This window comes from Aeromonas sp. QDB25 (genome assembly GCF_027707725.1).
GTDB lineage: Bacteria > Pseudomonadota > Gammaproteobacteria > Enterobacterales > Aeromonadaceae > Aeromonas > Aeromonas caviae.
This window is the reverse complement of sequence record NZ_JAPCIZ010000006.1, coordinates 76,277-101,041: the sequence shown is the minus strand read 5'-3', so window position 1 is coordinate 101,041 and position 24,765 is coordinate 76,277. Positions and strand designations below refer to the sequence as shown.

Genomic DNA, 24,765 nt, shown 5'->3' with positions numbered 1-24,765 from the left:
GGATCTGCCGATTTTTTTCTCGACATTTAGCCTGTTTTTCGCAAACTAGCTGGCTTTCACACGACTGACAGCAACACAATCCATAAGGAAATCAAATGAATCCTGTTGTTATCGCGGTGGCGCTGATGCTGGTGCTCAGCCTGCTGCGGATCAATGTGGTGGTCTCCCTCGCCATCGGTGCCATCGTGGGTGGCCTGCTCGGCGGACTCTCCCTCGAGCAGACCCTCAGCACCTTCACCGGCGGCCTGGGCGGCGGTGCAGAAATCGCCCTCTCCTACGCTATGCTGGGGGCTTTCGCGGTAGCCATCTCCCGCTCCGGCATCACCGATCTGCTGGCCCGCAAGGTCATCAACCAGCTCGGCAAGGATGCCAGCAGCGCCCGCATTCTCTGGGTCAAGAGCCTGCTGCTCACCTCGGTGCTCGCGGTCTCCATCTCCTCCCAGAACCTGATCCCGGTGCACATCGCCTTCATTCCCATCCTGATCCCGCCGCTGCTGCATGTCATGGCCCAGATGCAGATCGACCGCCGTCAGGTGGCCTGCGTCATCACCTTCGGCCTGACCGCTACCTACATGCTGCTGCCGGTGGGCTTTGGCGGCATCTTCCTGAACAACATCCTGGCCAAGAATCTCGTCGACAACGGCGTACCGGTGGAATTCAGCCAGTTGCCCCTGGCGATGGCCATCCCGGTATTTGGCATGTTCCTCGGCCTGCTCATCGCCGTCTTCTTCAGCTACCGCAAGCCGCGTCAGTATGATCTGGAGAAGATCCTGGCCGCCGAACCCGAGACGGTCGAGCTCAATCTCAACCACATCTGGGTCGCCCTGCTGGCCATCGCCGTGGCACTCGGTCTGCAACTGATGACCAACAGCATCGTGCTGGGGGCGCTCGCAGGCTTCATCATCTTCACCTGCGGCGGCGTCATCAAATTCCGCGAGAGCCAGGATGCCTTCACCCAGGGTGTGCGCATGATGTCCCTCATCGGCTTTATCATGATCTCGGCCGCAGGCTTCGCCGCCGTCATGAAGGAGACCCACGGGGTGGAGAGTCTGGTGCAGTCCGTCTCCACCATGATGGCCGGTCACAAGGGACTGGCGGCCTTGCTGATGCTGCTGGTGGGCCTGCTCATCACCATGGGGATCGGCTCCTCCTTCTCCACCGTGCCCATCATCGCCACCATCTATGTGCCCCTGTGCATCCACCTCGGCTTCTCGCCCATGGCGACCATCGCCCTGGTGGGCACCGCGGGCGCGCTGGGGGACGCGGGTTCCCCCGCCTCCGACTCGACGCTCGGCCCCACATCGGGCCTCAATGCCGACGGTCAGCACGACCACATCTGGGACAGCGTGGTGCCAACCTTCATCCACTACAACATCCCCCTGGTGATCTTCGGCTGGATTGCCGCCATGGTGCTCTGAGACCATCCCGAGCAGACAGACAAAAGGCGACCCCGGGGTCGCCTTTCTTGTCTTGCACATGCCTCAGATGGCCGGTTGCAGTCCCCGCCTGCCGGCCAGGGCACAGAGACAGGCCACCAGGGCCAACCCCATGCCGGCTGCTCCCACCCCGAGCCAGTGACCCTGTTGCCAGACCAGCATCCCCAGGCTGGAGCCGAGGGTTCCCCCCAGGAACATGCCGGTCATGAAGAGGGTATTGATGCGCCCCCTGGCCTCAGGTCTCAGACCATAGATGCGCTGCTGATGGGCGATGAGTGCGCTCTGCACTCCGAGATCCAGCAAGATGACCCCGCACGCCAGCCCGGCCAGAGAGAGCCACAGCTCGAAGCAGATCCAGGCAAGCACCACCAGCACGGCACCGGCCAATACCACTGGTCTGGCCCCCAACCGATCCGCCATCCGGCCTGCCAGAGGGGCCGCCACCACCCCAGCCACCCCGATGACGCCGAACAGACCCGCCATGTCGGCCCCCAACCCATAGGCAGGTTCGGCCAGGTAGAACGCCAGCACGGTCCAGAAGGCGCTGAAGGAGGCAAACAGCAAGGCCTGGGTCAGGGTCGCGCGGCGCAAGGCGGGCTCCTCGCGCCACAGACCGACCAGGGAGTGAAGCAGACGGCCATAACCGAGGGGAGAGCGCGGCAATCCGGACGGTATCATCCTGGCCATCAGCAGGGCCCCCGACAGGGCCAGGGGAATGGCCAGCCAGAACATGGCGCGCCAACTGCCATAGGCGGTGACCAGGCCGGCGACGGTGCGGCTGAGCAGTATCCCGGCCAGCAGGCCGCTCATCACGCTGCCGACCACGGCACCACGGCGGGCGGGATCTGCCAGGGTCGCCGCCACCGGAACTATCTGCTGGGCCGCCGTGGCCCCGATGCCGAGCAGAACGGATGCCAGCATCAAGGTGGTGGCACTCGTGGCCGTGGCCGCCAGCAGGGAAGCCAGCGCGATCAGTGCAAACTGCCCCGGAATGAGCCAGCGGCGCTCGACCACATCGCCAAGCGGCACCAGCAAAAGCAGACCCATGGCATAGCCGAGCTGGGTCAGCATGGCGATCAATGGCATGCCCGAGTGCCCGGGAAAGTCCTGTGCCATCACCGCCAGCATGGGCTGGTTGTAGTAGATGTTGGCAACTGCCAGGCCGCATGACAGGGCCATGGCGAAGAGCAGGGAGGGGCCGGGGGTTGCGGCCCCTCCGGCAGAAGGCGATGTACTCATGATCTTCTCCTCGTGTTAGAAGGGCTCCCGCCAGGATACGGGCCCCATGCGCACAGCCTACCCGGGGAGCGTCGCCACCAGTAGAGCGGTGGGGACCATAACAGTTATTCCGCTGGCGTATGCCCCACGCCGGGCAGGCCGGTCACGAATGCCAGAAAGGCGCTCGCCTTGGCACCAGGCTGGCGACCTGCCGGGAGCAGGGTCCAGAGCTCCTGCATGGGCAGTTGCCACTCGGGCAGCACCGCCACCACCTCGCCGCGGGCAAGCTCGGGAGCAAACATCCACTCCGAGGCGATACCGAGCCCCAGTCCTGCCAGCACGGCTGCGCGCATGCCTTCGGCCGCCGAGACCGTCAGCCTGCCTTCTCCGGAAACCACCTTCTCTTCGACGCCGCGGCGAAATCGCCACTGTTGCCCTACTCCGGGCCGTGGACTGTAAAGCACCAGATCATGCTGTTGCAGGGCCTGAGGGGTCTCAGGCTCTCCTTTGGCGGCCAGATAGGCCGGCGTCGCCAACACCCGCATGTCGCTTCGGGCGAGACAGCGAGCGACCAGCGACGAGTCGGCCTGTTTGCCGATCCGCAGAGCCACCTCGATGCCCGCCGAAATGAGATCCACATTGCCGTCATCCAGCAGGATCTCCAGATCCAGTCCCGGGTGAGCCGCCAGAAAACCGGCAAGATGGGGAATGATATGCAGGCGGGCGAAGGTGACGGGAGCGCTCACCCGCAGACGCCCGCTCAGGCCCGCCCGGCATTGCTGCACCATGGCATCGGCCTCGTGGACCTGGGCCAGGATCTCTCTCGCCCGCAGATAGTAGGCCTCTCCGGCCTCGGTGGGCGCCAGCCCCCGGGTCGAACGCAGCAACAGGCGGCTGCCAAGGTGCGCCTCAAGCTGGGCAATCAATCTGGAAACCGTGGGTTGCCCCATCCCCAGTCGGCGGGACACCGCCGAAAACGAGCCGGTCTCCACCGCCAGCACGAACACCTCCATCACCCCCAAGCGATCCATTTATGGCTCCTCTGCCCTGTGGCACTGTTCGTGGCACAAGGTAGCACCGGGCATGCCCTCTCGCACCCTCGTTCTGGCAGGAGGCACAATAAAGCCACGTCATGGGCGGTCCTGCCATGGGAGAAAGGTGTCGGGATGAAATATCAACCAGGAACAATCGAACAGAGGGACTCGAAGACAAGGCTACAGGAGCTCGATTGCCCCAAGGCTAGCCCAGTGCCACTTCCTGAATGGCGGCGCTGTGGGCGAAATAGCGGTGACAGAACTGCATGAACTCCGGCAGCGGCAAGGGACGCGAGTAGAAATAACCCTGGATCTCATCCACCCCTATGGTGAGCACCGCCTTGAGCTCATCGCTGTTTTCCACCCCTTCTGCCACGACACGCACCCCCAACTGATGAGAGAGGGTGGTGATGGTCTCGACGAAGAGCGCCTGCCGGGTGTCACTGTCGATCGCGGTGATAAAGGATCTGTCTATCTTGAGCTTGTCGAAATAGAGTTCACGCAGGTAAGAGAACGAGGACCAGCCGGTCCCGAAGTCATCGAGGGCCACCCGCACCCCAATCTGGCGCAGGGAGTGAATGATCTGCTTGCTCAGGGCGATGTCATCAAGGGCGATGGTTTCGGTCAGCTCCACTATCAACTGGTGCAGCCCCAACGGTCCATCTTCCATCTTCTCTTCAATCTCCCTGGCCAACCCCATGTTGAACATGGAGTTGGAGAGGTTGATGGAGATCTCGAGCGGTTCTAGTACCTCCTTCGGGAAGCCGGACAGGTCGATCTGCATGCGCCGGATGATCCAGCCCCCCAGCGCCTCACCCAACCCGTTCTCTTCTGCCAGCGAGATGATGTCGAGGGGGGCAATAAAGCCATATTCCGGATGATGCCAGCGGATCAGCGCCTCCGCCCCCAGCCTCACTACACTCTGGCCGCGCACGATGGGCTGATAGTAAAGGGCCAGTTGCGGGCATTGCGGGCAGTGGATAAGCTCCCGCAGCTCGGTCGACAGCCGGCGTTTGCGCTGATAGTGCTGATACATGCTGCTGGAGAAGAGCACATTGCGATTCAGCCGTTTGCGCTTGGCGCTGTCGAGGGCGATATCGGCAAACAACAGCATCTCTTCCGGTGAATGATCCGGTTTCACGTACTGGCTGGTGCCCATGAAGACCCGCACCCGGTGCGCCGGATCGGCAGCAAACACCAGATCCGCCAGCTCGCTGCGCAGTTGCTCCAGAAACGGGAAGCGCAGATAGGTGGGCATGGTGCCGGTGATGATGAGGGTGAACTCGTCACTGCCGGTACGGGCAACGAAGATCCCCTGGCCAGAGGCGGCCTTGATCCGCGCCGCAAGCCGTTTGAGCAAGGCGTCCCCCACTTCGTAACCCAGACTGTCATTGACCTCCCTGAAATGCCCCAGATCCATGAGGCAGACGGTGATGCTGCTGCGCCGACCGGGATGGCTGGTCCACTGCTGGAGGTGCTTGATGAGCGCCGCCCGGTTAGGGAGACGGGTGAGAGGGTCGTTCCACGCCAGAAAATGCTGGCGACGCACTTCGCGAAACAGCACCATCAACATCACCATGGTCGCCAACATCAGAAATCCCAGGATGAAGAAGTTCTGGGTTTTCGACTCGTTGAGCAGCTCGCGCTGGGCGATGGCAGAAGGCCCGGTGAAGTTTTTCACCATCACGTCCCGCACCCCGCGCATCTCGTCATCGAGCGCGGCCGTGAACATCTTGAGTGCAGGGGAATTCGGCTCCCCTTGCACCACATCCTGCTCATAGCGTTCGAAGAGAGCGAGGATCTTGCCGACCGCCTTGTCCGCACCGAATCGGGCCCTGACCGACTTTGCCTCCTCCCCGTGCAGGAAGACATCGAGCCGGTTCCAGGCAATGTCAAAGCGCTTGTTCATCTCCTCCCGGCTGGCGGCACCGGCACGATAGAGCTGCAAGCCCTCCTCGAAGGCGTGGATCTCCAGCTCGAGCTGGGCCAGTGCCCAGGCGGAGAGCTGGGTGTAGCGCGTCACCGCATTGAACGCGCGGTCATAGTTCCAGACCGACCAGAGGGTCACCCCCAAAAAGGTGGTCACCATCAGGATCAGGCTCAAGAACTTGCCGCGCAGCATCTTATTTGCTCTCCAGCGCCGTCAGCTGCCACACCATCCGGCTGTGATAGAGCTCCTTGTTGAGTTCGGGATGGTCGGTGAGGGGATAAATGACCCAGAGCGGCCCCTTGTTGCGCAGGGTCAGAGCCTTGCCATCCTGCTTCTCGGCCACCAGCACCGGGTACTTCTCCCCGTCTTCCAGCGGCAGTGCGGCCCAGTATTCATTGACCGCGAGGGCCTTGACCTCCTGGCTCTTGAGACCGTAGATCCTGACCAGGTCCCGCAGCAACACCCCGCGATAGAGGTGCTCCCCCTCGGTCCAGGGCGTCCCCGTCTTAACTTCCGTCTGCGGCAAGGCCTCAAACTCGGTACGGGTCAGCACCACCTCCCCCTTGCCATTGCAGCACCCCGCCCCCGCAATTCTGAAGAAGGGCTCCTCCGCCAACACCATACCCGACACGAGCCATCCAGATATCAGCAACACCTTGCCAAGCCACTTGCCCATCACGCACCTCCCTGTCATACGGTTTATTTATTCATCTCACTCTGCTGACTCATATGCAAACAACAGAATGCACCTTCAGACCAAAGTCGCAGTCGTTTGCAACCAGCAACTATCTCTGCGCCTTCCAAAAGTACCCAATCGCTTCCCAAAGAATGACACCAGGCGCCACCCCCAGGCAAATGGATTGCACCATTTTTCTTTCACTGGCTCCTCATCAAACCGGGTGCCCGCCACGGCCGGAGAAAGGTGACAGTCTTCGCTACGCATCTGAAAAACAGACACAAAAAAGGCCGCTCCATGGAGCGGCCTTCTCATCAGTGCAGTCAGGGTTTAGCTGTCGCGGCGCTTGTTGCCACCGAATTTGCGACCCTTGTCGAAACCGCCTTCACGGCGATCCTTGTTGAAGGGACGGTCACCCTGGGGACGGCGATCCTTGTTGAAAGGACGGTCGCCACGGAACGGACGATCACCACGGGGCGGACGGGGAGCAGTGTTGCCGCCGGCCGGCACTTCGGTGTAACGGGTGATCTGCAGCGGACGCTGACAGACACGGGCCTTCTTGATCACTTCCAGCACCTCGGCGCTCATGCCCTTGGGCAGATCGACGGTGGAGAAGTCATCGGCGATGTCGATGTTGCCGATGAAGCGGCTCTCGATGTTCGCTTCGTTGGCGATGGCACCCACGATCTGGCCCGGCTTGACGCCGTGATGGGCGCCCACGTCGACACGGTAACGCTCCATCTCCACGTCCGGGTTGTCTTTCAGCGGACGCGGTTCGAGGGACGGCATGCGACGGGCCGGACGATCGCCACGGTCACCGAAGTCACGACCGCCACGATCGTTGAACTCACGACGCTCGAAGCCACCGCGATCGTTGCCAGCGTTGAACACCGGATCCGGAATGGAGTCATCCAGCAGCAGCGGTTGGTCGCCCTGTACCAGCTTGGCCAGTGCAGCAGCCAGCTCCAGCGGATCGGCAGAATCTTCTTCGATCAGCTCGTTCACCAGGTTGTGGTAGATCTCGAGCTCTTCACCCATCATGGTTTCGCGGATGCGCTCCTTGAACTTGGCCAGACGGTGCTGGTTGATGTCCTCGGTGCTCGGCATCTTCATCGGTTCGATGGCCTGACGGGTAGCGTGCTCGATGGCACGCAGCATGCGACGCTCGCGCGGCGCCACGAACAGGATGGCTTCACCCTTGCGACCGGCACGGCCGGTACGGCCGATACGGTGAACATAGGATTCGGTGTCGTAGGGAATGTCGTAGTTCACTACGTGGGTGATGCGCTCAACGTCCAGACCGCGGGCGACCACGTCGGTGGCGATCAGAATGTCCAGCTGGCCTTGACGCAGCTTGTCAACGGTACGCTCACGCAGCTTCTGCGGGATGTCACCGTGCAGCGCTTCACAGGCGTGACCACGGGCAGCCAGCTTGCCTGCCAGCTCTTCGGCGGCGTTCTTGGTACGCACGAACACCAGCAGGGCTTCGTAGGATTCCACTTCCAGCAGACGGGTCATGGCGTCCAGCTTGTGCAGACCGGTCACCTGCCAGTAACGCTGACGAATGGTGGTGGCGGTCGCGGTCTTGGAGGCGATCTTGATCTCTTTGGGCTGCTTCAGGTGCTTCTGGGCAACACGACGGATCTGCTCCGGCATGGTGGCAGAGAACAGGGCAACCTGACGACCGGCCGGGCACTGATCCATGATCCAGTCCACGTCGTCGATGAAGCCCATGCGCAGCATTTCATCCGCTTCGTCCAGCACCAGGGCTTTCAGACCGGAGAGGTCCAGGTTCTTGCGACGGATCAGGTCCATCACGCGGCCCGGGGTACCCACGACAACCTGAGCACCACGGCGCAGAGCGCGGGTCTGGGTTTCGTAGGAAGCGCCGCCGTAGATGGGCAGCACGTGGAAATCGGGCATGTGGTGGGCATAGCGTTGGCACGCCTCTGCCACCTGCAGGGCCAGCTCGCGGGTCGGGGCCAGCACCAGGATCTGAGTGTTGCGGTTACCAGCTTCCAGACGAGACAACAGAGGCAAGGCAAAAGCAGCGGTCTTCCCTGTACCGGTTTGTGCCTGCCCCAGCAGATCGTGTCCCGCCATCAGGTGGGGAATTGCTGCGGCCTGGATGGGAGACGGGCGCTCATAGCCCACGTCCTGCAGCGCTTTCAATACGGGCGCGGCCAGTCCAAGCTCACTAAAAAGGGGCAGTTGTTCGGTATCAGACATAGATTCTTCCAGATTAAGGCAGGCGGCTAACACCGCGGAATAGCAAAAAGGCGGCGATTATAGCGCCACTTTGTTCTGCTGTCTTGAAAAATGTGATAGGTGTCTCAAGACGTTGGCAATTATAGAGGGATCTCGTGACTATGGCTTGCTTATTTTTCACTCATGATGCGTTATTGCGGATCACGCTTCGCCAGAGTCCTTGTCCCGCTTGTGCTTGAGCACCGCCATGGTCAATCGGCTGGTGCACAATAAACGACCACGTTCATCGCGAATCTCGATCTGCCACACCTGAGTCGTCGCCCCCAGATGCAGCGGCGCGCAGCGCCCCGTCACCACCCCTTCCCGCTTGGCCCGTAGGTGGTTGGCATTGACCTCCAGCCCCACGCAGTAGCTCTCCGCTCCCACCGCCATGTTGGCCGCAAGCGATCCCAGCGTTTCCGCCAGCACCACGGAGGCGCCGCCGTGCAGCATCCCGAGCGGTTGATGGGTACGGTGATCCACCGGCATGGTGGCCTCCAGCCAGTCGGGGCCAAAGGCGCTGTAGACGATGTCGAGGTGGGCCATCAGGGTGTTGCGGGAGCTGGCGTTGAGCCCCTCCAGGCTCATGGGTTTGCGCCAGATGGGGCTGCTTTCTTGACTCATGGTGAGCGGACTCCTTGCGTGATCAACGGGTTATCGCTGCGCTGTAGCGGCAAACCAGCAGTGTCGGCGAAAAAGGCGCAAAAAAAAAGATGCCCACGCCGGGGCATCTTGCATCGAGATTGACCCTCACCAGGGATAGGTCACCCCTGGCCACTCGGCCCAGGGGCCGTCCCGCCCCGGCAGGCGCGGCTCGGACCAGCGCCATACCTTGCCGAGCCAGGTGCGCAGTTCGGCTTCGAGTTCGCTGTCAGTGAGCGGCGCCTCGGCCACCTTCCAGAAGAAGAGCTCCACCTGCACCTCCGGCAGCACAGACGGATAGAGGTAAACCCCGCCCCAGAAGCGGGGCTCCCTGTCCGGGCTCCAGAGGCCATAGGCAAAGGAGCGCTTGGCCAGAAACTCGGCGTGCTGCCACTCCAAGTCGGCCTCGTGCTGACTCAGGCTGAAATTGGCGGAGGGCCACACATCGTTCGGGCGAAACAGCTGATGGAGCTGATCCCGCTCGCGCAGGATGGCGACAAACTCCACCACGGCCTGGGACGGCGTGGTGGGGAGCAACAGAAAATGCGGGTGCCGAAAGGCCTTTGGCACCCGGAATCCCTTGGGAAAGTGGAGCATCAGAGCAGTTCCAGCAAGGCCTGCAGCGGGTGCTTGAGCTTCTCCCCCTCCATCCGCTTGACCTGGCTGCGGCACGAATATCCGGTGGCCAGGCAGCGAGCCTTGGGCAGGCGTTCAAGAGGCTCGGCCCAGCTCAGACCGTAGATCCCCTTGGAGTTCTCCACCTGTTTGGCGTCGTGACCATAGGTGCCCGCCATGCCGCAGCAACCCACCGACACCGGCTGCAAACGCGCACCGAAGCGGCCGAACAGGGTGCTCCAGTCACCGTGGGTGGTGGGCTTGGCGGTCTTCTCGGTGCAGTGGGCAAACAGATACCAGGGGTCGGTGCCAGCCTCTTCCCGCAGCGGCAGCGCCTCGGCAGGCAGGGAGAGCAGCCACTCCTGGGGCAGCAGCACCTGGAAATCGCCGCGGGCGGGGCCGAGCGCCTTCACGTACTCGTCCCGGTAGCAGAGCACCAGAGAGGGGTCGACCCCCACCATGGGGATGCCGAGGGCCGCCACCTTGTTGAGGAACTGGGCGCTGCTGGCAGCAGTGCGGGCGAAGGCGCGCAGGAATCCCTTCACGTGCTGAGGCTTGCCGTTGGGTTTGAACGGCAGCAGGTAGGGCTGATAGCCCAGCTTGCTGGCCAGCTTCACTAGGTCACGCACCACGGGGGCGTCGTAGTAGCTGGTGAAGGGATCCTGCACGATGAGCACCACTTTTTGGCGCTGCTCGGGGCTCATGGCCTCGAGGCCCGGCAGATCGAAATAGCGGGCGCGGTGATCCCGCAGCTCCTCGGCCAGGGTCGGCACGGAGAGCAGCGGCACATCCACCATGCCGATGCTCTTCTCGGTCGCCTTCTGGGCCCACTCTTTTTCGAGGAAGAAGTTGACCAGCTTGGGGGCCTTGGCCAGCAGGGGCGCATAGCTTTCTACCGTGCCCACGAAATAATCCTTGGGGCCGCGCAGATATCGGCTGTGATAGAGCTGCATGAAGCGGGCGCGGAAGGTGGGCACATCCACCTTGATGGGGCACTGGCTGGTGCATGCCTTGCACGCAAGGCACCCCTCCATCGCCTCCATCACCTCATGGGAGAAGTCATACTCGCCCCGGGCGCGGGCCACCGTATTGCGGAACTTGTCGACGATCTGCTTGAAGCGTAGACCCCCGCTTTGCAGCGCCACCTCTTCGGCAAGGGGATCGAAGCCCTGCTCCGACAACTGGCGCAGCCATTCACGCATCAGGCCAGCCCGCCCCTTGGGGGAGTGACGGCGGTCGCGGCTGATCTTGACCGAGGGGCACATGGGGGAGTCGGTCTCGAAGGTGAAACACAGACCGTTGCCGTTGCAATCCAGCGCCCGTGTATAGCTCTCGCGCACGGCAATCGGGATCTGGCGGTCGAACTTGCCGCGCTTGGGCCCGTCCACCGAGACAAGCGAAGCGCCGCTGCCATAAGGCATGCAGATCTTGCCCGGGTTGATGCGGTTGGCCGGGTCGAACGCCCCCTTGACCCGTTGCAGCTCTTCCCACAGCTCGCCGAAGAAGGCGGGGCTGTATTCGGAGCGAAAGCCCTTGCCGTGCTCCCCCCACATCAGGCCGCCGTATTTGGCGGTGAGCGCCACCACCTGATCGGAGATGCGCCGCAGCAGCACCTCCTGCTCGGGATCGCACAAGTCCAGCGCCGGGCGCACGTGCAGCACCCCGGCATCGACGTGGCCGAACATGCCGTAGTCAAGGCCGTGAGCGTCCAGCAGGGCGCGAAACTCCATGATGAAGTCCGCCAGGGATTCCGGCGGCACGGCGGTGTCTTCGGTGAAGGCCACCGGCTTCTTGCGCCCCTCGGCGTTGCCGAGCAGCCCCACCGACTTCTTGCGCATGCCATAGATGGTCTCGATGCTCGGCAGGTGGTCGCACACCTGATAGCCAATGACCCCGGCTTCACCACGCGCCAGCAGGCCGTCGATGCGCCGGCACAGCTCCGCCACCTTGGCCTTGTGCGCATCCTCGTCGGTGTCGGCAAACTCGACGATGTTGAGCCCCTGCAGATCCTTGCCGGGCACATCCTGGATGAGATCCTTCACCGAGTGCCAGATGATGTCGGCGCGAGCCAGTCCCAGCACCCGGGAGTCCACCGTCTCCACCGACAGGGCGTGGGCCTGTACCATAAAGGGGGCGTTTCTGAGCGCGGAGGGGAAGCTGTCGTACTTGACGTTGACGAGCGTGCGGTAGCGCGGGATGGGGGTGATGTTGAGCCTGGCTTCGGTGATAAAACCCAAGGAGCCTTCCGAGCCGCACAGCACCCGGCTCACATCCAGAGTGTCGGTATCGGGCTGATAGAGGTGCTTGAGATCGTAACCGGTCAGAAAGCGGTTGAGCTTGGGGAAGGTGGCCTCGATGTCGGCGCGCCGCTCGCGGCCGATGCGATAGAGGGTGCGATAGATCTCCCCCTCCCGGTTCTCGAGGGCCAGCTTGTCCGCCAGACGCTGACCGGTCACCGGCTCGGTCGCCATGAGATCGCCGTTTTCCAGCACGGCCTTGAGGCCGAGCACATGATCCGAGGTCTTGCCGTACACCAGCGACCCCTGCCCCGAGGCATCGGTGTTGACCATGCCTCCCAGGGTGGCCCGGTTGGAGGTGGAGAGATCCGGCGAGAAGAAGTAGCCGTGGGGCTTCAAATAGGCGTTGAGCTGGTCTTTGACCACCCCGGCCTGGGCCCGCACCCAGCCCTCTTCCAGATTAATTTCCATGATCTGGTTCATATGGCGCGAGAGATCGACGATAATGCCGCCGCCCAAGGATTGGCCATTGGTGCCGGTACCGCCGCCGCGAGGGAAGAAACTCAAGGTTGCGTACTCGGGCCCCTGGGCCAGCTTGAGCATCACCGCTATGTCATCCGCGCTGCGCGGATAGAGAACCGCCTGAGGTACGACCTGATAGACGCTGTTATCCGTCGCCATCGCCAACCGGCTTGCATAAGACTTTTCGATATCACCACGAAATGCTGATCGCGCCAGCAACTCAAGAAACTGCAGGGTTGTAGGTGACAAACTGTCCTGGTAATCGAGTCTCGGGATCATGAATCCTTGTTCCCATCCTTTGCTTGATGCCGGCATTCCGGCGACAACGACCGTTCGGGCCTGCCTCTTTGCGGGTGTCCGAACCAGTCCGCTCACATGTGAGCGGGCAGTATATCAGCTAGAAAACCGCTTGCGCGCGCAATCTTCACCATTTGAAAGGAGGACTTTTATGGCTCACTACAGCCATGTTATCAGTACGCTTATTCGCACCGAAAAACAGGCGCTGACCCTGTCGCTGTTTGGTTGCATCACCTTTGCCATTTTCGGGATCGGCTATGGTCTGTTCGTCGGTTCCAACGCCATCATGCTGGACGGCATCTTCACCCTGTTCAGCATGGGCATGACGGGCCTTGGGCTCATCACCGCCTACCTGGTTACCCGCCCCTCCGACGCCCGTTTCCAATACGGCTACGCCCATTTCGAACCCATCGCCAACGTCATCAACGGCGCCATCATTCTGCTGCTCTGCCTCGGTGCCCTCTATGGCGGCATCACCTCCCTGCTGGCGGGCGGACGGGAGATCGATCTCGGCCACGCCCTCATCTATGCCGTCGTCTCCACCTTCTTCTGCAGCATCCTCTATCTCATCGAGGCCGACGTGGCCGAGCGGGTCAACTCCGAGCTGGTGCGGGTGGACTCCAAGGAGTGGCTGGTGGATACCCTGCTCAGCGCCACCCTGCTCATCGGCTTTCTGGTCGCCATCGGGCTCGATACCCTGGGTTACGGCCACTACAACCGCTACATAGACCCCATGCTGGTCTCCCTGCTGGCCCTGTGCGCCACCCTCATCCCCATCAAGGTGCTCGGTCGCAACCTGCGGGAAGTGCTGAAGATTGCCCCCAAGGGGGATGTCTCCCGGCTGGTGGCCAGCGAAGTCGAGGCCCTGCGCCTGCGCCATGGGGTCGAGTGCTACAGCCACCTGGCAAAAAGCGGCCGCCGCTTCGATCTCGAGCTCAACATCCTGGTGGCCCCCGGCCAGGAGTGGCCCGTCGAACGCCAGGATGCCCTGCGCCAGGAGCTCTGGTCCCGCCTCGGCGATACCCTAGGGGACGCCTGGCTCTCGGTCTGCTTCACCCGCGAGAAACGCTGGTTGTAAGCCGCAAGGCGGGGCTTCCCTGGCAAGCCCCGCCTGTCCCTGTTGCCCTGTTGGGCGAGCGCCTCCCCCTGCGCGTCCAGACCCCCTTGCCAAATGGCGGCGAGTCGTTATCATCAGGGCTCACTTTTGACCCGAGGTTTTATTGCCCATCATGGACAATCCCCGAAGTAGCCCTTCGTCTTTTCCCATCAAAGCCTATCTGTACCTGCTCAACCAACGCCTCTGAAGCGATCGTCTCCGTCACCACGGCCACGCCGTGACCACGATTCACTGCATCTGTCTTCATTGAGGTCAATCACATGGAATTCTTGCTGGACCCGTCAATCTGGGTCGGTCTGCTTACCCTGATCATCCTGGAAATCGTTCTCGGGATCGACAACCTGGTCTTCATCGCCATCCTGGTGAAAAAACTGCCCCCCGCCCAGCGGGACAAGGCGCGCATCATCGGTCTCTCCCTGGCCCTGCTGATGCGCCTGGGACTGCTCACCATCATGTCATGGCTGGTCACCCTCACGGCTCCTCTGCTGCACATCTGGGATCACCCCTTCTCCGGTCGGGATCTCATCCTGATGGGAGGCGGCCTCTTCCTGCTGTTCAAGGCCACCTCCGAGCTGCATGAGCGACTCGAGGCCAAGCCCGAGGAGCAAGGCGGCACCGGCGTCTATGCCGGGTTCGGGGTGGTGATCGCCCAGATCCTGGTGCTGGATGCGGTCTTCTCCCTGGACTCCATCATCACCGCCGTCGGCATGGTGGATCACCTCGGCGTCATGATGGCGGCCGTGACCATCGCCATGGTAGTGATGGTGCTCGCCTCCAAGCCCCTGACCCGCTTCGTCAACGCCCACCCCACTGTGGTGGTGCTCTGCCTGAGCTTCCTCTTGATGATCGGCTTCAGCCTGGTGGCGGAGGGCTTCGGCTTCCACATTCCGAAGGGCTACCTCTACGCGGCCATCGGCTTCTCGGTGCTCATCGAGTTCTTCAACCAGCTCGCCCAGCGCAGTGCCCTGCTCCATGAGGCTCGCCAGCCCCTGCGCGAGCGCACCACCGCCGCCATCTTCAAGCTGATGGGGGGGAACAAGCGCTCAGCCCACCCGCAGGAGGACGAAGAAGAGGTGCAGGCTCAGCCCCTGCCCCCCGGTTTCGGTGAAGAGGAGCGTTACATGGTGAGCGGCGTGCTGTCGCTGGCCGAGCGTTCCATTCGCACCATCATGACCCCGCGCTCCGAGATGGAGTGGATCGACGTGAGCGACAGCGAGGACGAGATCCGCGCCCTGCTGCAACGGGCCCCCCACAGCCTGTTCCCGGTCTGTGACGGGAAGCTGGACGAGATCATCGGGGTGGTCAAGGCACGGGATCTGCTGTTTGCCCTCAACGAGGGGCAGTCCCTGGCAGCACTTGCCAGACAGAACGAGCCCGTCATCGTGCCCCAGACCATCAACGTGATCCGGCTGCTGGCGGAGCTGCGCCAGGCCAGGGGCAGCCTCATTCTGGTGGCGGACGAGTTTGGCGTCATCCAGGGACTGGTCACCAACCACGATCTGCTGGAGGCCATCGTCGGCGAACTGCCGGACGAGGACGAGACCCCCGATGTGGTGCGCGAGGGCGAGCACTGGCTCATCCACGGCACCACCAACATCCATCAGGTGGAGCAGGCCCTGAACTGCGACGGTCTGGTGAGCGAGAGCGACGAGTACGTGACCCTGGCGGGCATGTTGCTCTCCCACTTCGGCAGCCTGCCCGACGTCGGTCAGCAGTTGCACCTCGGCCAGTTCCGCTTCGAGGTCATGGCCGTGAGCGAGCGGCGCATCGAGCGAGTACGGGTTACCCCACTCTCCCCTTGATCATCGGTGGCAATGCAGCAAAAGAGGGCCTTTGGCCCTCTTTTTTCTGGCGCGAGCCCGGCCCCTCCCGCGCCATTGCTGCGATAACGGCAATTCTCTTCTGCAATACCCCCTCTTTTTCACAATAAAAATCCCCTTTAGAGTCACCTCACGCCCAAAGATTGAGGAATCCATCATGCACCACGATCCCCTGTTCTGCCCCCTTCGCCTCGGCCAGCTGCACCTTGCCAACCGCATCGTCATGCCCCCCATGACTCGCTCCCGCGCCAGCCAGCCCGGGGACGTGGCCAACGCCATGATGGCGACCTACTACGCCCAGCGTGCCGGGGCCGGCCTCATCATCAGCGAAGGCACCCAGATAGATCCCCTGGGCAAGGGCTACGCCTGGACGCCGGGCATCCACAGCGCCGAGCAGGTGGCAGGCTGGAAGCAGGTAACAGACGCGGTCCACGCCGAGGGGGGCATCATGTTCGCCCAGCTCTGGCACGTGGGCCGGGTCACCCATCCTGGCAACATCGGCGGCGCCCAGCCCCTCTCCTCCTCCGCCATCCAGGCCAAGGGAGTGAAGGTGTTCGTCGACAACGGCAGCGATGCCCCGGGGTTTGTGGAGACCGTCACCCCGCGCGCCATGACCCAGGCCGACATCGACGCCGTGGTGGGGCAGTTTCGCCGGGCCGCCCGCAACGCCATGGAAGCGGGCTTTGACGGCATCGAGTTGCACGCCGCCAACGGCTACCTCATCAACCAGTTCCTCGACTCCGAGTCCAATACCCGCACCGACGGCTATGGCGGTTCGCTCGAAAACCGGCTGCGTTTCCTCAAAGAGGTGACCGAGGCGGTCTGTGACGAGATCGGTCCCGACCGGGTCGGGGTACGCCTTGCGCCGCTCACCACCCTCAACGGCACCGTGGATGCCAACCCCCAGGAGACCTATCTGGCCGCCGCGCGCCTGTTGGGCAAGCTCGGCGTGGTCTATCTGCACGTCGCCGAAGCGGACTGGGACGACGCCCCCCTGATGGCGGAGAGCTTCAAGCAGGGGCTGCGCGACGCCTTCCCCAACACCCTCATCTACGCCGGCAAGTACGATGGGGAACGCGCCCGCGCCGCCATCGAGGCGGGCTGGGCCGACATGATTGGTTTCGGTCGCCCCTTCGTGGCCAACCCCGACTTGCCGAACCGCCTGCGCCACGGCCATCCGTTCGCTCCCCATGATCCCGCCACCCTGTTTGGCGGCGGCGAGAAAGGGCTGACTGACTACCCCGTCTATGGGGCAGAGCGGGCATAAGGCGGTTGGCGCCGAACCTCTTCCAGGGCGGGCCCTCCAACAGGGGGCTCGCCTTGTTGTCTTGCCAGTGCAACAGCAGTTCAAGGCATTGTTACGCCATGTGATTCAATCCGAGCCCCACCCCTCTCATCCAAGGAGTCACCATGACCCATACCCAGGCCTGGTGCTGGCACGCCCCCGGCGAACCGGACCAGCTCACCCTCACCCGGCAAGCGCTCCCCACCCCCGGGCCCGACGAGGTCCTCATAGCCAACCGGATCATCGCCTTCAATCCGGTGGACTGGAAACTCATCGAACAGGGTCATCCCCACTGGCAGCCAGGCCATGTGCCCGGCGTCGATGGCATGGGCACCCTGGTGGCGCTGGGGGCCAATGTCACCCACCTGCGCCCCGGCACCCGGGTCGCCTATCACACCGACCTGCGCCACGGCGGCAGCTTTGCCCGCCACACCCTGGTGCCGGCTCGCGCCCTGATGCCGGTGCCCGATGCCCTGAGCGACGAGGCGGCCGCCGCGCTCCCCTGCCCCGGCCTCACCGCCTGGCAGGCACTGGCCAAGCTGCCGCACCTGCACGGGGAGGCCCTGCTCATCACGGGGGCTGGCAGCAGTGTCGGCCGCTTCGCGGTGCAACTTGCCCTTAAGCAGGGGGCCCGCGTCTTTGCCAGCGCCAGCCCGCGCCACCACCAGTGGCTCAAACAGCTAGGCGTGCAGGGGGTGGCGGACTATCGGGATCCCGACTGGCTGGCCCAGTTGCAGGCCGCCAACGGCGGTGAACCCTTCGAGGGGATCATCGATCTGGTCTCCAGCCAGCAGGCAGAAGCCTTGCTGCCTGCCCTTGGCTATTACGGCCACATGGTGACTGTGCTCGGGCGCATCGCGCGCAACCCGCTGCCCGCCTTTAGCCATTGCCACTCATTGCACGAGATTGCCCTCGGCGCCCAGCACGCCTTTGGCTCGGACAAACAGTGGAGCCGTCTGGTGGCGGCCGGTGTCGCCATGATGGCGCAGATGGCGAGCGGCGAGCTGACCCTGCCGCCGCTGGTGGTGGGCGACTTCGACGCCCTGCCCTCCCTTCTCACTCGCGTCAAGCAGGAGGGACAAGGGGAAAAGTATCTGGTGAGAGTGGATTGATACCCGCCCAACGATGGCACAAAGAGGCCCGCCATGGCGGGCCTCCTCCATTCAAGGTGTGCAAGGCGGCCTGCTCAGTGCAGGCTCACCCCGTGCAGGGCGGCATGGAGGCGAATGTCCCGGGTCAGACGCACCTTGTCCGCGAGGCTCAGCCAGCTCGCCTCCACGGCATTGAGACTGAGGCGGCACAGCTGCTCCTGGCTGGCGCCAAGCCCGTCGGCCAGGGCCTGGAAGTTGGCCCCCAGGTATCCCCCGAAATAGGCGGGATCGTCGGAGTTCACGGTGACGCAGAGCCCCTGCTCCAGCAGCCTCAGCACATTGTGCTGGGCCATCTGGTCAAACACCCTGAGCCGCACGTTGGAGAGGGGGCAGACGGTGAGGGGCAGCCGGGTGTCGGCAAGATAGCTCAGCAGCGCGGGATCCCCGACGCAGCGCACCCCGTGATCGATGCGTTGCACTCCGAGCTCCCGGATCGCCTGCCAGATGTAGTCAGCCGGCCCCTCCTCCCCCGCGTGGGCCACCACCGGCAGCCCCAGCTCGCGGCAGCGAGCGAAGACCCGGGCGAACTTGCTGGGCGGGTTGCCCTGCTCCCCCGAATCGAGGCCGACCCCGTGCAGGCGCGCCAGGTGCGGCGTGGCCTCTGCCAGGGTGGCGAATGCCGCCTCTTCACTCAGGTGGCGCAGGAAGCTCATGATGAGCCGCCAGCTGATGCCAAAGGCTGCTTCCCCAGCCTGCAACGCCCGCTCGATGCCCCCCAACACGGTGGCAAAGGGCACGCCGCGGGCGGTGTGGGTCTGGGGGTCGAAGAAGATCTCCACGTGCACCACGTGATCGGCAACGCAGCGCTCGAGATAGGCCCAGGTGAGGTCGAAGAAATCCTGTTCGTGGATGAGCACGCTGGCGCCGAGGTAGTAGAGATCGAGGAAGGATTGCAGGCCGTCGAACTCATAGGCGGCGCGCAGGCTGTCGACATCGGGCCAGGGCAGCGCCACCCCGTTGCGCTGACCGAGGGCGAACATCAGCTCGGGTTCGAGGGTCCCCTCGATATGCAGGTGCAGTTCCAGCTTGGGCAAGTCGGCAATAAAGTGCTCCATGATGACGGCTCCATCGTCAGACTCCGTGCGGGCACCACCGGGGCGGCGCCCTCCCTTCGCCTTCATTGTGCACCCATCTGGCCCACCGAGGGAGACTTGTCATCAAAGGGCCTTATAATGGCGGCACAAAAACCATAACCGATTGAAGAGACAAACAGAGGGATGCCCTGTCCCCGCTCTTGCGCCCTACAAGGAGATTTCATGAAGAAAAACGTCATCTGTGACATTGACGGCGTCATCCTGCACAACAACGATCTCATTCCCGGCGCCGACCGCTTCGTCCACCGCCTGCTGGAGCAGGGCAGCAAGCTCCTGTTCCTCACCAACTACCCGGCCCAGACCCAGAAAGATCTGCAAAACCGCTTCCGCTCCGCCGGAATAGAGGTGCCCGAGGAGTGCTTCTACACCTCCGCCATGGGCACCGCCGACTTTCTCAAGCGCCAGGATGGTAAGAAGGCCTATGTGATTGGCGAAGGGGCCCTGACCCACGAGCTCTACAAGGCCGGCTTCACCATCACCGATATCGACCCGGACTTCGTGGTGGTGGGGGAGACCCGCAACTACAACTGGACCATGATGCAGCAGGGCGCCAAGTTCGTGGATCAGGGGGCCCGCTTCATCGCCACCAACCCCGACACCCACGGCCCCCTGATGTACCCGGCCTGCGGCGCCCTGTGCGCCCCCATCGAGCGGATGACCGGCAAGAAGCCCTTCTATGTCGGCAAGCCGAGCGCCTGGATCATTCGCGCGGCCCTCAACCGGATGGAGGCCCACTCCGACGACACCATCATCATCGGCGACAACCTGCGCACCGACATCCTGGCAGGCTTCCAGGCCGGTCTCGAGACGGTGCTGGTGCTCTCCGGGGTGAGCAAGGTGGCGGACATCGACCGCATGCCGTTTCGACCGAACCACATCTTTGACTCCGTGGTGGACATCGACATCGTCTGATCCCGGGTGCCGCCCTTCCGGTAGCCTTCAGCCTGCACGGGCCCCCTTGGCAAAGGGGGCCCGTTTCGTTTAACGTAAGCGCAAAATCGTTAAACAAACTAAACGGGAGCAGGATGCTCCTTCGCCACTCAAGGACGCACCATGAAGAGCCTGAACGACTGGATCCTGCTGGACAAACACACTGTCTCCCCCACCCCGCTGATGCCGGCCCCCGAGCGCATCAGGGCCGGGACGCCGAGCCAGACGGCATGGAACCACTACTCCGACCCGAGCCAGCAGTTTCACGTGGGCTTCTGGGCTTGCGAGCCGGGCTGCTGGGCCGTTCACTATACCGAACACGAATACTGCCAGATGCTGGAAGGGGAGGCGGTGATCCACGACGAGCAGGGCGGCCGGCTGCACCTCAAACCGGGGGTTCAGTTCGTCATTCCCGCCGGTTTTGTCGGGCAGTGGGAGACCCTCACCCCTTGTCGCAAGCTCTATGTGATCTTCGAACCCGACGCGAGTTGACGCGCACGTCAACCCTGACCCTCTCTCTTCAGGCGGCCGGACGGCCGCCATCCCCTGCGCAACTTGACGCTTACGGCATGATTTTCTGCGGTTTTCCCGCTTGCAAAAGGGTTTTCCGCTAGGCATTGTGATTGGCGAGGAATGTAAATGGAATTTCGAGCCCAAACGTGGGGGGCTCATATAAAAATCAAGAGGATTACCGCCAATGTGTTCTATTTTCGGCATTCTGGACATCAAGACCGACGCCACTGCCCTGCGCAAATCGGCCCTGGAGATGTCCAAGCGACTGCGTCACCGCGGGCCTGACTGGTCCGGCGTCTACAGCTCCGACAAGGCCATCCTGGTGCACGAGCGCCTGGCCATCGTCGATCCGGGCAACGGCGCACAGCCTCTCTACAATCCCGAGCGCACGCACGTATTGGCCGTCAACGGCGAGATCTACAACCACAAGGAGCTGGAGAAGAACCTCAAGGTCGACTTCCAGTTCCAGACCCACTCCGACTGTGAAGTGCTGCTGGCCCTCTACAAGGAGAAGGGCCCGGCGTTCCTGGACGATCTGAACGGCATCTTCGCCTTCATCCTCTATGACGCCGAGCAGGATGCCTACCTGATTGGTCGCGACCACATGGGGATCATCCCCCTCTATACCGGCCGCGACGAACACGGCAACTTCTATGTCGCCTCCGAGATGAAGGCCCTGGTGCCCGTGTGCAAGAGCGTCGAGACCTTCCCGCCGGGACACTACCTGTGGAGCAAGGATGGCGAGCTTAAACAGTGGTATAAACGGGACTGGATGGAGTACGCGCCGGTCGAGCACAACGTCAGCGACAAGGCCGAGCTCAAAGCGGCCCTGGAAGCGGCGGTCAAGCGCCAGCTGATGTGCGACGTGCCCTACGGCGTGCTGCTCTCCGGTGGTCTGGATTCGTCCGTCATCTCCGCCATCACCAAGCTCTATGCCGCCCGCCGGGTGGAAGACGATGGCAAGAGCGAAGCCTGGTGGCCCCAGCTGCACTCCTTCGCCGTCGGCCTGGAAGGGTCGCCGGATCTCGCTGCCGCCCGCAAGGTGGCCGATCACCTCGGCACCATCCACCACCAGATCCACTTCACCGTGCAGGAAGGGCTGGATGCCCTGCGGGACGTCATCTATCACCTCGAGACCTATGACGTCACCACCATCCGCGCCTCCACGCCCATGTATCTGATGGCCCGCTACATCAAGGCGATGGGGATCAAGATGGTGCTGTCGGGAGAGGGCTCCGACGAGCTGTTCGGCGGCTACCTCTACTTCCACAAGGCCCCCAACGCCCGCGAGTTCCACGAAGAGAACGTGCGCAAGCTCGCCTCCCTGCACCTCTATGACTGCCTGCGGGCCAACAAGTCCATGGCCGCCTGGGGCGTGGAAGGCCGCGTGCCCTTCCTCGACAAGGAGTTCATGGACGTGGCGATGCGCCTCAATCCCGCCGACAAGATGTGCGGCAAGGGCAAGATCGAGAAGCACATCCTGCGGGAAGCCTTCGAGGATCTGCTCCCCCACGAAGTGGCGTGGCGCCAGAAGGAGCAGTTCTCCGACGGCGTAGGCTACTCCTGGATTGACAGCCTGAAAGCCATGGTCGAGGAAGAGGTGACGGATCAGATGTTCGAGGCGGCCGCCTTCCGCTTCCCCGTCAACACCCCGCTCACCAAGGAGGCGTACTACTACCGCGCCATCTTCGACGAGCACTTCCCGCTGGAGTCCGCCGCCCGCACCGTGCCCTACGGCAAGTCGGTCGCCTGCTCCACCCCGACCGCGCTCGAATGGGATGCCAAGTTCAAGGAGATGGCCGATCCCTCCGGTCGCGCCGTGATGGACGTCCACCAGCAGGGTTACTGATCGCCCCTGACCTGAATACAAAGCCCCTCTCGAGGGGCTTTGTTGTTTTCTGCCATTCCATTGCCGCTTTTTGCCTTCCCCTTCCCTGTTTGCGGCTTGGCGCAGGAAACGCCTCGTGTCACATTGTCTGCGCCTGGAAGCAAAGATAACGACACAAGGAAGAGACCATGAAACGACTGTTACTGCCCCTGATACTGGGCACCCTCCTTTTCAATGGCGCCGCCTGCGCGGGCGACCACCTCTGGAGTCAGAGCCTGCCCGATTACAGCCAGGGTTATGACGAGACGCGGGATCCGGCCCGCGATCTCGCCGCCGCTACCGCCAAGGCCAGTGCCGAGGGCAAGAAAGTCCTGTTGCTGGTGGGGGGCGAATGGTGCAGTTGGTGCCAGGAGATGAACCGCTTTCTGGACCGGGAACCCGATCTCGCCGGCCAGCTCAACCGCACCTTCGTGGTGGTCAAGGTGAACGTCAGCGAGCAGAACAAGAATGAATCCTTCCTGAAAGACTATCCCGAGTATCTGGGGGTCCCCCACTTCTACGTGCTGGATGCCAAAGGCAGGCTGCTCGAGTCCTTCAACACCGGGCTGCTGGAGAAGGGGAAGAGTTACGACGGGGAGAAACTCGGCAAATTTATCGCCTATTTCCAGCCCAGGACCACCCACGGCTGACTCGCCAGTCAATCAAACAGGGCCCCGCACGGTCAGTGACAGTACAGGGCCTTGATGGAAGCGCAAACAGGGAAGTGGCATGTCTGCGACAAACAGGCCATCCATCACCCCGGACAAGGACGAAAAAGATGTTGCGAATACTGGGCAAGGCGTCGTCAATCAATGTGCGCAAGGTACTGTGGACCTGTGCTGAGCTGACCCTCCCGTTCGAGCTGGAGGAGTGGGGATCCGGCTTCAAACCCACGGACACCCCGGCGTTTCTGGCGCTCAACCCCAATGCCATGGTGCCCGTCATTCAGGATGAGGATTTTACGCTGTGGGAGTCGAACACCATCATCCGCTACCTGGCGACGCGCCATGGTGCCAATGCACTCTATCCCGCCGAGGCGAGAGCCAGGGCTCGGGTCGATCAATGGATTGACTGGCAGGCATCGGACTTGAACAGCGCCTGGCGCTACGCCTTCCTGTCGCTGGTGAGGCGCTCCCCCCAGCATCAAGACCATCAGGCCCTTCACGCAGCTTGCCTGCAGTGGTCTCACTGCATGGAGATCCTGGAGAGACAGCTTCAAACAACCGGAGGATATGTGGCCGGTCCGCACTTCTCGCTGGCAGACATTCCCATCGGGCTGTCAGTCAACCGCTGGCTGGAGACGCCCTATGATCGCCCGTCGCTACCCGCCGTGGACGACTACTACCAGCGACTGAAAGAGCGGCCGGGGTTTCGACGCTATGGGGCCAATGGCACGCCCTGAGGCGAGCAAGATAACCCGGGCAAGGAAAGAGATGGCAGACCGGGCCAACGCGCTGGCCCGGTCTGCACAGCTTCAGGGCTGGGCATCCGGCTGATTGGCGGGGGCCGCCTTGATAAAGGCCTGCAACTGCTCGCAGTTGGCGACGATGCGCGCAATGGTGGGGTAGTCATCCAGGGTCATGTCGAAGCGGCGGGCGTTGTAGACCTGGGGCACCAGCATGCAGTCCGCCAGGGTGACCTCGTTGCCCACGCAATAGATGCCGGCGGTGGTCATGAGAAGCTGCTCCAGCGCGGTGAAGGTCTCGTCTATCCAGTGGCGATACCAGGCATCCCGCGCCATCTTGCTCTGCCCCAACTCCTGCTCCAGGTAGTGCAGCACGCGCAGGTTGTTGAGGGGGTGGGTGTCACAGGCGATCATGTTGACTATCTGGCGCACCCGGGCACGTTCGATGGGCGCGGAGGGCATCAGGGGGTAGGCGGGATAGGTCTCGTCGAGGTACTCCATGATGGCCACCGACTGACCCAGATGCACGTCATCGTCCACGAGAAACGGCACCAGTCCCTGGGGATTGACCCGGCGGTAGGCCTTCTCCTTCTGCTCACCCTGCCGCAAGTTGACCGGGTGCTGCTCATAATCGAGCCCCTTGAGTTGCAGTACCAAACGCACGCGAAAGCTGGCCGATGAGCGCCAATATCCAAACAACTGCAGCATAGTGTGTCCCTGTGGTGGCAG

The 24,765-nt window shown here is 62.8% G+C and carries 20 protein-coding genes; 10 read left to right on the top strand and 10 right to left on the bottom strand.

The genetic code is table 11. The annotated features are described in order from the left end of the window. Positions 1-95: 95 nt before the first annotated feature. The gene (locus PG883_RS03780) at positions 96-1,418 is read left to right on the top strand and encodes a Na+/H+ antiporter family protein (protein WP_010675099.1); all 1,323 of its coding nucleotides are present in this window, start codon (positions 96-98) and stop codon (positions 1,416-1,418) included. A 63-nt stretch (positions 1,419-1,481) separates the two neighbouring features. On the opposite strand, the gene PG883_RS03775 is transcribed toward PG883_RS03780, so the two are convergent. From PG883_RS03775 to ydiJ, 8 genes are all read right to left on the bottom strand, one after another. Continuing rightward, positions 1,482-2,675, bottom strand: a complete 1,194-nt coding sequence (locus PG883_RS03775) for an MFS transporter (protein WP_010675100.1) — start codon at positions 2,673-2,675, stop codon at positions 1,482-1,484. Positions 2,676-2,779: 104 nt separating this feature from the next. After that, positions 2,780-3,685, bottom strand: a complete 906-nt coding sequence (locus PG883_RS03770; RefSeq protein ID WP_010675101.1) for a LysR family transcriptional regulator — start codon at positions 3,683-3,685, stop codon at positions 2,780-2,782. A gap of 208 nt (positions 3,686-3,893) precedes the next feature. Next, positions 3,894-5,810: a putative bifunctional diguanylate cyclase/phosphodiesterase gene (locus tag PG883_RS03765; RefSeq protein ID WP_010675102.1), complete on the bottom strand. Its 1,917-nt coding sequence runs from the start codon at positions 5,808-5,810 to the stop codon at positions 3,894-3,896. Between the two features lies 1 nt (position 5,811). After that, positions 5,812-6,294, bottom strand: a complete 483-nt coding sequence (locus tag PG883_RS03760) for a molybdopterin-binding oxidoreductase (protein WP_010675103.1) — start codon at positions 6,292-6,294, stop codon at positions 5,812-5,814. 330 nt (positions 6,295-6,624) lie between these two features. Continuing rightward, positions 6,625-8,523 (bottom strand): DEAD/DEAH box helicase, encoded by a 1,899-nt coding sequence (locus PG883_RS03755; RefSeq protein ID WP_029314717.1) that lies wholly within the window; start codon positions 8,521-8,523, stop codon positions 6,625-6,627. A 180-nt stretch (positions 8,524-8,703) separates the two neighbouring features. Further along, positions 8,704-9,165: a hotdog fold thioesterase gene (locus PG883_RS03750; protein ID WP_010675105.1), complete on the bottom strand. Its 462-nt coding sequence runs from the start codon at positions 9,163-9,165 to the stop codon at positions 8,704-8,706. Between the two features lie 126 nt (positions 9,166-9,291). Then, positions 9,292-9,780, bottom strand: coding sequence for a hypothetical protein (locus tag PG883_RS03745; RefSeq protein ID WP_010675106.1), 489 nt, complete (start codon positions 9,778-9,780; stop codon positions 9,292-9,294). Then, positions 9,780-12,836, bottom strand: coding sequence for a D-2-hydroxyglutarate dehydrogenase YdiJ (gene ydiJ, locus PG883_RS03740; protein ID WP_010675107.1), 3,057 nt, complete (start codon positions 12,834-12,836; stop codon positions 9,780-9,782). Before ydiJ ends, PG883_RS03745 begins: the two co-directional genes overlap by 1 nt. 169 nt (positions 12,837-13,005) lie before the next feature. On the opposite strand from ydiJ, the gene PG883_RS03735 reads away from it, so the two are divergent. From PG883_RS03735 to PG883_RS03720, 4 genes are all read left to right on the top strand, one after another. Beyond that, the gene (locus PG883_RS03735; protein WP_171865220.1) at positions 13,006-13,932 is read left to right on the top strand and encodes a cation diffusion facilitator family transporter; all 927 of its coding nucleotides are present in this window, start codon (positions 13,006-13,008) and stop codon (positions 13,930-13,932) included. Between the two features lie 299 nt (positions 13,933-14,231). Continuing rightward, a complete protein-coding gene (locus PG883_RS03730) occupies positions 14,232-15,773 on the top strand; it encodes a TerC family protein (protein ID WP_010675110.1) in 1,542 nt (513 codons plus the stop codon). A gap of 175 nt (positions 15,774-15,948) precedes the next feature. Further along, the gene (locus PG883_RS03725) at positions 15,949-17,058 is read left to right on the top strand and encodes an alkene reductase (RefSeq protein WP_128296475.1); all 1,110 of its coding nucleotides are present in this window, start codon (positions 15,949-15,951) and stop codon (positions 17,056-17,058) included. 143 nt (positions 17,059-17,201) lie between these two features. Beyond that, positions 17,202-18,188: a zinc-binding dehydrogenase gene (locus PG883_RS03720; RefSeq protein WP_257707120.1), complete on the top strand. Its 987-nt coding sequence runs from the start codon at positions 17,202-17,204 to the stop codon at positions 18,186-18,188. A gap of 74 nt (positions 18,189-18,262) precedes the next feature. On the opposite strand, the gene PG883_RS03715 is transcribed toward PG883_RS03720, so the two are convergent. Then, positions 18,263-19,282: an adenosine deaminase gene (locus PG883_RS03715; RefSeq protein ID WP_270806972.1), complete on the bottom strand. Its 1,020-nt coding sequence runs from the start codon at positions 19,280-19,282 to the stop codon at positions 18,263-18,265. A gap of 201 nt (positions 19,283-19,483) precedes the next feature. Here PG883_RS03715 and PG883_RS03710 point away from each other — a divergent pair, with 201 nt between their 5' ends. From PG883_RS03710 to PG883_RS03690, 5 genes are all read left to right on the top strand, one after another. Beyond that, the gene (locus PG883_RS03710; protein ID WP_010675115.1) at positions 19,484-20,233 is read left to right on the top strand and encodes an HAD-IIA family hydrolase; all 750 of its coding nucleotides are present in this window, start codon (positions 19,484-19,486) and stop codon (positions 20,231-20,233) included. Positions 20,234-20,374: 141 nt separating this feature from the next. Next, positions 20,375-20,743: a cupin domain-containing protein gene (locus tag PG883_RS03705; RefSeq protein ID WP_010675116.1), complete on the top strand. Its 369-nt coding sequence runs from the start codon at positions 20,375-20,377 to the stop codon at positions 20,741-20,743. Between the two features lie 205 nt (positions 20,744-20,948). Further along, positions 20,949-22,613 (top strand): asparagine synthase B, encoded by a 1,665-nt coding sequence (gene asnB, locus PG883_RS03700; RefSeq protein ID WP_010675117.1) that lies wholly within the window; start codon positions 20,949-20,951, stop codon positions 22,611-22,613. A gap of 167 nt (positions 22,614-22,780) precedes the next feature. After that, complete coding sequence (locus tag PG883_RS03695; RefSeq protein WP_010675118.1) at positions 22,781-23,281, top strand: thioredoxin family protein; 501 nt, start codon at positions 22,781-22,783, stop codon at positions 23,279-23,281. Positions 23,282-23,409: 128 nt separating this feature from the next. Then, positions 23,410-24,033: a glutathione S-transferase family protein gene (locus PG883_RS03690; RefSeq protein WP_010675119.1), complete on the top strand. Its 624-nt coding sequence runs from the start codon at positions 23,410-23,412 to the stop codon at positions 24,031-24,033. Between the two features lie 72 nt (positions 24,034-24,105). Here the strand turns inward: PG883_RS03690 and maiA are convergent, their stop codons facing one another. After that, complete coding sequence (gene maiA, locus PG883_RS03685; protein WP_010675120.1) at positions 24,106-24,744, bottom strand: maleylacetoacetate isomerase; 639 nt, start codon at positions 24,742-24,744, stop codon at positions 24,106-24,108. Between the last annotated feature and the right edge of the window lie 21 nt (positions 24,745-24,765).